5 protein-coding genes are annotated in these 6,477 nt (G+C 74.9%); 3 read left to right on the top strand and 2 right to left on the bottom strand.

What is annotated here, in order from left to right:
* The coding region (locus tag ADK60_RS03720) for a serine/threonine-protein kinase (RefSeq protein ID WP_053643216.1) at positions 1-1,538 on the bottom strand (1,538 nt) is incomplete at its 3' end.
* 419 nt (positions 1,539-1,957) lie between these two features.
* Entirely contained in the window at positions 1,958-2,755 is a 798-nt protein-coding gene (locus ADK60_RS03715; protein ID WP_053643213.1) for an MHYT domain-containing protein, read from the bottom strand.
* Positions 2,756-3,279: 524 nt separating this feature from the next.
* Between ADK60_RS03715 and ADK60_RS03710 the strand changes: the two genes are divergently transcribed.
* From ADK60_RS03710 to ADK60_RS03700, 3 genes are all read left to right on the top strand, one after another.
* Positions 3,280-3,885 (top strand): TetR/AcrR family transcriptional regulator, encoded by a 606-nt coding sequence (locus ADK60_RS03710; protein WP_053643211.1) that lies wholly within the window; start codon positions 3,280-3,282, stop codon positions 3,883-3,885.
* A gap of 141 nt (positions 3,886-4,026) precedes the next feature.
* Positions 4,027-4,944: a LysR family transcriptional regulator gene (locus ADK60_RS03705; protein ID WP_053643209.1), complete on the top strand. Its 918-nt coding sequence runs from the start codon at positions 4,027-4,029 to the stop codon at positions 4,942-4,944.
* 198 nt (positions 4,945-5,142) lie between these two features.
* Positions 5,143-6,240, top strand: a complete 1,098-nt coding sequence (locus tag ADK60_RS03700; RefSeq protein ID WP_053643207.1) for a vWA domain-containing protein — start codon at positions 5,143-5,145, stop codon at positions 6,238-6,240.
* Positions 6,241-6,477: the final 237 nt, after the last annotated feature.

Here is a 6,477-nt window from a genome sequence, read left to right as displayed (position 1 = left end):
GCGCCGGTGGACGGTGTGCCAGTGGCCGGCGGCTGCGGGCGCGACGGCGGGGGAACGGCCGAGGGCGGCCGGGACGCGGACGGGGAGAACGAGGACGGCCGGGACGCGGCGGGGGACGTGAACGGAGGCGGTACTGCGGGCCGGCTCGTGGAGGGCGGCGCGGAGGCGGAGGCGGAGGTCGGTCGGGAGGACGAGGGGGACCGCGGAGCGCCGGGGGAGGCCGGGCCTGTCGGCACGGGCGGCCGCGTCGTCGCCGTCCCGCCGCCCGTCGGGGCCAGCGTGGTGGTGACCCGCAGCATCGGGCTGCCCGTCACCGTCCGGTCCTCGGACCGGGTCGTCCCGGCGAGCGCCACTCCGGCCAGCACGGCCACCGTGAGGGTGCCCGCGACCGCCCCGGTGCGCCGCAGGCGGCGCGAGCGCCCGGGGCGCATCGGGCCCGCGAGCGTGACCCGCCCGCGCGGCGGAACCGGAGTGCCGGTCCCGGCCGCACCACCACCGCCCTCCCGGGGAACGGAACGGTCCGGCAACGAGCCCTCGGCGGCGACGAGTTGCAGTGGGGGCGAGGCCGCCCCGCCGGGCGCCGCGGCCGCGCTCCGGGGCAGCAGCGCGGCCAGCAGCCCCACCAGGACGGCGAGGTCGGCGTGGCCGTGCTCCTCCCAGAGCTCCCCGTAGCCGGTGGCGGCCGCCGCCTCCAGCAACTGGAGGAACTCCACCGCGCCGGCCGGCCGTTCCTCCGGCCGCTTCGCCATCCCGGCCCGGACCAGCGGCCGCACGGCCTCCGGGACCAGCCCGTCCGGCACCGGCGACTCCAGGTGCTGGACGGCGAGTTCGATCGACGTCGTGCCGTCGAACGGCCGGGCGCCGGTCAGGCACTCGAAGAAGGTGACGGTGGCGGCGTAGACGTCGGCGGTGGGCGAGGCGGGCGCGCCGGTCCACTGCTCGGGCGCCAGGTAGGCCGGTGTGCCGGAGATGTCCCGGGCGTCGCCGCCGGGGACGGCGATGCCGAAGTCCACGAGCTTGGAGCTGCCGTCGGCCGCGACCAGGACGTTGGCCGGCTTGTAGTCGCGGTGGACGAGCCCGACGGCGTGCGCGGCGGCCAGCCCCAGCAGGGAGCCCTTGAGGACCACCAGCGCCGCCTCCGGGGTGGTGGCGCCCTCCGCCCGCAGCAGCGCGCGCAGTGAGAGGCCGTCGACGAGTTCCATCACGATGGCCGCGTACGGCCCGGCCTCCACGTACTCGTAGAGCCGGGTGACGTACGGCGAGTCGACCCGGGCCAGGACGGTCGCCTCCCGCCGCAGCGCGGCGCCGTCGGCCGGGTCGTGCAGGTACTTGATCGCGACGGGGGTGCCGGTGGGGCGGTGGTGCGCGAGCCAGACCCGGCCGCTGGCGCCGGCGCCCAGCTCCCGCTCGTGGTCGTACTCCGGCAGCCGCCACCCGTCGGCGGGCGCCGCGGCCGGGTCGTCGTACGGCCGGTGTCCTCGGTCCTGTGGGTCCTGCGGGTCGTGCTGGTCCTGTTGCCGTTGCTCCCGGTCGCGCACGGTGGGCCCCCTCCGCGAGTCGTCTCGCAGCCGTCGACGCGGCCACGGAGCGGTGGGTTCCCCCTTTCGGGCACGGTCCGAACGCGCCCCTGCGGCCGGTCGTGCACGCCCCTGGACGTTCCCGCTGGCAGTCGGCCCGGACCGGGCGGACGGCCGCCGGGAGGAACAGGCGCACTCGGGAGTCGCACGCCCCGTCGGCCCGCGCCCCGGTGCGCCTCCCCGCTTCCCCGCACCTCCGCCTTCTGTCGCGGCCGTCCTCGACGGCACCCCCGCCGAACTCGACACCCGTCCCTGGCGCACCCTCACCGCCACGTGCGGGCATCGAGCGAGGAACGGGCACGCCGAACGGCCCGGCCGCGGGAAACCCCCGCGGCCGGGCCGTTCGGCGTCGGAGCCCCGCCCGCAGGGGCCGGGGCCGTTCAGCCCTGGCGCTCGAACAGCGGCACCCGGACCGGCTCCGGCCGGTCGCGGTCCAGGCCGGACAGCGAGGCGTCGTGCGGCGACAGCATCAGCGCGATCCCGCCGAGCGAGAGCAGGACGAGGACGGCCACCGCGAGCGGGGTGATGAACTGCGAGGCCGGCAGGCCGCCGACCGGGCTCCGGCCGTCCAGCACCACCGACACGGCGGCCATGCCGGTGTAGTGCATCGCGACCACCGCGACCCCGGCGATCAGCGCCGAGGCGAGCGAGGCCAGCATGCCGGTGATGTTCAGGGTCATCCAGAGCGCGGTGGCGGACGCGGCGACCGCGATCGCGATCGATCCGGCCACGGTCAGGGTGTCGTAGGACACCTGCCCCTGGACGTGCATCGCGGCCATGCCGAGGTAGTGCATCGCCGCCACGCCCAGGCCCATGACGGTGCCGCCGATCAGCAGGGTGCTCAGGCTCCGCGGCCGGTAGCCGACATAGAGGATGCCGAGGCCGCAGACCACGATCGCCAGCACCAGGCTGCACAGCGTCAGGGGCACGTTGTAGAGGATGGTCGAGCCGCTGACGGTGAAGCCCAGCATCGCCAGGAAGTGCATCGTCCAGATGCCGCAGCCGATCTCGGCGGCGCCGAGCAGCAGCCAGCCGAGCCGTCTGCGCGGCGGCAGGTCGAGGGCGCGGACGGTGCAGCGCAGGCCGAGCGCGGCTCCGGTGCAGGCGACCAGGTAGGACAGGACCGGGTTGAGCCAGCCGTAGTGGAAGCCGTCGATCACGGCGTGGTGGGGGTGCATGAGGATACCTGAGCTGACGTTTCGTTGATGGACTCGTTGATGGACGCGCACGGGAACGGCCCGCGCGGGGCCGCGGTCCGGTGCGGGGGTTCCCGCGCGCGGCGGTGCGGGCGGGACGGGTCGGCGACCCGGTGCTGCCCGTCCGGCGTCGGGGGTCACGGACGGCGCCACGGGTGTCGGCAGGCGGGAGGGGGCGCGCGGAAGGGGCCTCAAGGGCGGCCGCACGCAACGGGAAGCCGTCTGCCGGGCCTCACGTGCGGGTACATACTATCTGCCCGTCGGGGTCAAGATCTGTTGGGGGTGGTCCTCGCGGATCTTTGGTGAAGACCCGTCGGTCGGCGGCCCCGTCGGTCGACCCCGTCCTGCTGCGCCCCGTCCCCCCCCGCCCCGCCGCCACGCCGTGCCTCCCCGCCGCGCGGCCGCCCCGCCCGGTCGGCCTGGGTATCCTCGTCCTCCGGCCGTACGGACCACCGGTCCGTTTCAACGGCGCGGACCCCGGGCCCGTACGAGAGGGGAGCGGACGCATGTCCGAGCACAGGTCCCGCAAGGACGCCGTCCGCAACCGGGAGGCCGTTCTCGCGGCCGCCGACGCCCTGTTCGCCCGGCGGGAGAACGCCGAGGACGTCACCATGGCCGAGGTCGCGGCGGCGGCGGGCGTCGGCAAGGGCACGCTGTTCCGGGCCTTCGGCGACCGGGCCGGGCTGCTCCGCGCGCTGTACGAGGCCCGGCTCGAACCGCTCGGCGCCGCCGTCGGGACCGGCCCGCCACCGCTCGGGCCGGACGCCCCGCCGGCCGAGCGCGTCCCCGCCCTGCTCGACGCCCTGCTCCGCTTCAAGCTCGACAACCGCGCGCTCGCCCTGGCCCTGGAGGACGGCGACGCCAGTCCGTACCGGACGGAGCACTACGCGCGCTGGCACGCCCTGCTCCGCACGCTGCTGGAGCGGGTCCCGGTCGCGGCCGACAGCGGCTTCACCGCCCACGTCCTGCTCGCCGCGGTCCGGGCCGACCTGGTCGAGCACCTGGCCGGACCGGGCGGCCTGGACCGGGAGGAGCTGCGGGCGCGGCTGGCGGAGCTGGTCGGCACGGTCCTGACGCCGGCTCCGCCGGGGCCGGGGCCCGCCGGGGGCTGATCGACCGGCCGACCGGCTCCGCCGGCCGACCGGTCGATCGGTCGATCCGTGCGCGGAAGCGGCGCCGTCGGGGTACTGTCCTCTCCGCGCCCGCCCGCCGAGCAGGGCGGCGGCACCAGCGCGGACCCGGGGGGAACCACCATGCTCGACGTCAGACGGCTCACCATGCTCCAGGCCGTGGCCGAGCACGGCAGCTTCAACCGTGCCGCCGGCGCGCTGCTGCTGACGCCCTCCGCCGTCTCCCAGCAGATCGCGGCCCTCGAACGCGGTCTCGGCACCACCGTGGTGGAGCGCTCGACGCGCGGGGTGCGGCTGACCGAGGCGGGCCGGCTGCTGGTCGACGCCGCCGTCGCGGTGGGCGCCGAACTGCGGCACGCCGAGGAGCGGATCGCGCGCCTCGGCGCGGACCGGCCCCGGCTGACGCTCGTCACCTTCACCAGCGGCGGCCGCCACCTGCTGCCCCCGGTGCTGGCCCGGTTCGCGGCGGCGCACCCGGAGGTCGAACTGCGGATCGTCGAGCGCGAACCGGAGGACAGCCTCCCGATGGTCCGCGACGGCAGCGCCGACCTCGCCCTCGCCTACCACTTCGACGGGCCGCTGCCCGTCGTCCCCGGCGACCGCTCCGGCCTGGAGTGGACGCCGCTGATGACGGACCCGCTGTCCGTCGTCCTGCCCGAGCACCATCCGCTGGCCGGCCGGGACGCCCTCGACCTCTCCGAACTCGCCGACGACCCCTGGGTGCTGGGCTGCACGAAGACCGAGGCCTTCCTGCGCCGCCACGCCCTGCTGGCCGGCTTCGAACTGCGGGTCGCGGGCTCCACCACCGACTACTTCTTCGCCCGTTCGCTGGTCGCCGCCGGCGTCGGCGTCTCCCTCGTCCCGCAGGTCGCGCTCGAACCGCCGCAGCCCGGCACCCGGGTCGTCCCCGTCAACCCGCCGCGTCCCGCCCGGCACTTCGGCCTCGCGCTGCCCCGCCGGCGCCGGCCCCGCCCGTACGCCGACGCGCTCGCCGCCCTGCTGCACGCCCGGGCCACGGGCGCCGCCCCCGGCCCGGCCTGATTCCCCGGCCCGAGGGCCGGCTCGCTTCCCCGGCCCGAGGGCCCCGATCCGATTTTCGGTCCGGGGTCCCGGCCCGATTCCCCGGCGGCAGCCGCCCACCGGTCCGGCGGAATTGTCAGTGCCTCCCCATAGAGTTGGAACAACGCCGAGGGGAGCGCCGGAAGGCGCCGGAAAAGGCGTTGGGAAAAGGGGAGAAGAATGTCCACGAACAGGATCGACCACAAGGTCAACCACGTTTCGCTGGTGGTCGACAAGTCCGGCTCGATGCGCCAGCACGAGCAGCAGCTGATCCGGGTCGTGGACGAGTTCGTGAAGGGCCTCCAGGAGGAGTCCGACCGGCTCGGGCACGAGACCCGGATCAGCCTCTACGCCTTCGACCACGAAGTGCACAACCTCGTCTGGGACATGGACGTCAAGCATCTGCCCTCCCTGAAGGGCCTCTACCGGGTCGACAACGGCGCGACGGCGCTGATCGAGGCGGCCGTGAAGTCCGTCGACGATCTGAAGAACATCTGGGAGGGGTACGGGGAGCACTCCTTCCTCCAGGTCGTCGTCACCGACGGGGAGGAGAACGCCTCCGGCTGTTCCGAGAGCGGCAAGATGCACATCCGGATACCGGGCGCCAAGGGCAAGGCGGTGCTGCGCGGTTGGATGGAGCGGATCCACGGGGCCATGGCGGGGCTCCCCGACCACTGGACCTCGGCGATCCTGGTGCCGAATTCCCTGGCCAAGCGCACCGCCCAGGAGTACGGGTTCCCGGCGGGCAATATCGCGATCTGGGACGCCGACTCCAGCAAGGGCGTCGAGGAGGCGATCGGCACCGTCAAGTCCGCCGCCACGAGCTTCCTGCGCGGCCGGGAGAAGGGCGTGCGGGGCACCAAGAACCTCTTCACCATGGGGCAGGACCTCAGTGCCGCGGACGTCACCGCCGAGCTCGACGCCCTGGACGCGGGTGCGTACGCCCTCGTCCCGGTCGACCGGCAGCTGCCCATCCGCGAGTTCGTCACCGGTGCGGGGCACACCTACCGGACGGGCTGTGCCTTCTACGAGCTGTCCAAGCGGGAGCGGATCCAGGGCGGCAAGCAGCTCGCCGTCGCGGAGAAGGACCCGGCCACCGGCCGGATGACCGGCAAGGTGTTCTCGGGCCCGGCGGCCCGCCGGCTCCTCGGCCTGCCGGATGCGGAGGCCACGGTCAAGCCCGGCGACAACCCCTCCTACACGGTCTTCGTCCAGTCCACCTCCGTCAACCGGAAGTTGGTGCCCGGTACCGAGCTGCTCGTCATGCTGCAGCCGTAGGCGGCAGCGCGGCCCGGCCCGGAGCGGCGGTTCCCCGCCGTCCCCGGGCCGGCCGGGACGGCCCGGGGTGGTGTCGGCGATGGGGTTTTCGGCCATCGCTGCGGGTGTTTTTGGTCGCTGGCGGGGCCCGGTCGGGGTGTGGGCCGGTCCGGGTTGCTCGGACAGGTGATCGATGGTTACCTCGGTCCTCGTGACCTCGTTGGTACCAGGTGTCTCATATGGAACTGACGTTCCATC

This window comes from Streptomyces sp. XY431, from assembly GCF_001279805.1.
In the GTDB taxonomy this organism is placed as follows: Bacteria; Actinomycetota; Actinomycetes; order Streptomycetales; family Streptomycetaceae; genus Kitasatospora; species Kitasatospora purpeofusca.
This window is presented reverse-complemented; position numbering and strand designations above follow the sequence as displayed.